Source organism: Mycobacterium sp. 1165178.9, assembly GCF_001673555.1.
Lineage (GTDB): Bacteria > Actinomycetota > Actinomycetes > Mycobacteriales > Mycobacteriaceae > Mycobacterium.
Genome location: NZ_LZMB01000342.1, coordinates 1 through 1168 on the forward strand (window position 1 = coordinate 1; position 1168 = coordinate 1168).

The 1168-nt window shown below is 70.5% G+C and carries 2 protein-coding genes and 1 pseudogene; 2 read left to right on the forward strand and 1 reads right to left on the reverse strand.

The genetic code is table 11. From position 1 onward, the window contains the following. On the forward strand, positions 1 to 456 hold a 456-nt coding region (locus A5652_RS14880; RefSeq protein WP_197513963.1), incomplete at its 5' end, for a cytochrome c biogenesis CcdA family protein. A 59-nt stretch (positions 457 to 515) separates the two neighbouring features. Beyond that, positions 516 to 764, forward strand: a pseudogene (locus A5652_RS26790) (cytochrome c biogenesis protein ResB); the annotation flags it as partial. On the opposite strand, the gene A5652_RS14885 reads toward A5652_RS26790, so the two are convergent. Continuing rightward, positions 701 to 1168, reverse strand: a 468-nt coding sequence (locus A5652_RS14885) for a cytochrome c biogenesis CcdA family protein (protein ID WP_232001198.1), incomplete at its 5' end; no start/stop codon positions are given. The pseudogene A5652_RS26790 and the gene A5652_RS14885 overlap by 64 nt on opposite strands.

Genomic DNA, 1168 nt, shown 5'->3' on the forward strand with positions numbered 1-1168 from the left:
GGGATGAGGCCCACGAACACCAAGCCCATGACGATGGTCAGCACTCCCCCGGCCCTGCAGCGCCAGGCCCGGTTCAGTCCGCGCCAGCTGACCACGGTCGCCGGGGCGCCGGTGCTGGGCGCGGTGTTCGCGTTGGGCTGGACGCCGTGCCTGGGGCCGACGCTGGCCGGCGTGATCACCGTCGCCTCGGCGACCGACGGCGCGAGTGTGGCCCGCGGCATCGTGCTGGTGATCGCCTACTGCCTGGGTCTGGGCATCCCGTTCGTACTGCTGGCATTCGGCTCGGCCGGCGCGGTGGGGGGGCTGGGATGGCTGCGCCGGCACGCCCGGGCCATCCAGATCTTCGGCGGCATTCTGCTGGTCGCGGTTGGCGCGCTGCTGGTCACCGGGGTCTGGAACGACTTCATCGCGTGGCTGCGCGACGCGCTCGTGTCCGACGTGAGGTTGCCGATCTGAGGCAATTCCTCGCAGGGCTTGTTCAAAAGAGCCGTAACACCTGGCGCGCGCTGACCTCGATGGGCACCGCGCTGGTGCTGTTGTTCCTGCTCGCGCTCGGCGCGATTCCGGGGGCCTTGCTGCCGCAGCGCAGCCTCAATACCGCCAAGGTCGACGACTACCTCAAGGCCCACCCGGTGATCGGACCGTGGCTGGATCGGGTGCAGGCCTTCAACGTGTTCTCCAGCTTCTGGTTCACCGCCATCTACGTGCTGCTGTTCGTATCGCTGGTCGGCTGCCTCACCCCGCGGATGATCGAGCACGTCCGCAGCCTGCGCTCCACCCCGGTGACCAGCAGCGCGCCAACCGCGACCAGCAGAATGCCGCCGAAGATCTGGATGGCCCGGGCGTGCCGGCGCAGCCATCCCAGCCCCCCCACCGCGCCGGCCGAGCCGAATGCCAGCAGTACGAACGGGATGCCCAGACCCAGGCAGTAGGCGATCACCAGCACGATGCCGCGGGCCACACTCGCGCCGTCGGTCGCCGAGGCGACGGTGATCACGCCGGCCAGCGTCGGCCCCAGGCACGGCGTCCAGCCCAACGCGAACACCGCGCCCAGCACCGGCGCCCCGGCGACCGTGGTCAGCTGGCGCGGACTGAACCGGGCCTGGCGCTGCAGGGCCGGGGGAGTGCTGACCATCGTCATGGGCTTGGTGTTCGTGGGCCTCATCCC